At 35.0% G+C, this 489-nt stretch carries 1 pseudogene; it reads left to right on the top strand.

The features are described 5' to 3' along the window. Positions 1 to 303 precede the first annotated feature (303 nt). Positions 304 to 489: pseudogene (locus CIK04_RS30435) on the top strand (PTS sugar transporter subunit IIB); the annotation flags it as partial.

The raw sequence follows: 489 nt of genomic DNA, 5'->3' as shown, positions 1-489 counted from the left end.
AGCATGTAAGTTAAAGCCAGTTTTTTTAATTTCATTTTTATATCCTTTTTGAAATTAATTAATAATGACGTTGCTAGTTTTATATTGATAAAAATGTTTTTATATTCGCTAATTAAATAACGATTAATCAAAGGCGTTGCTCTCTTCTTGGTTATTATCCTATCCATGATTGCCAATCTAAAAATAGGGTTAATTGTTCGAAATGAGATTTCGTTCACGAACAATGCAACCGGTTGCTGCTTTTTGCATGGATTTATTTTGCTACAGTTTTTAGGTCAGATTTTGAACAAGGGAAAATAAGCAATGAAAAAGATTTTGTTATGCTGTAGTGCGGGCATGTCAACGAGTATGCTGGTCAAGAAAATGGAGCAAGCTGCCGCGAGCAAAGGGATTGAATGCAAGATTGATGCATTATCGGTCAATGCCTTTGAGGAAGCGATTAAAGAATACGATGTTTGTCTGTTAGGGTCCGCAAGTGCGATTCCAACT

The sequence above is a fragment of the Vibrio sp. 03_296 genome, assembly GCF_002265885.1.
Note: the sequence above shows the minus strand (reverse complement) of the source record. Positions and strands in the feature narration are given on the sequence as shown.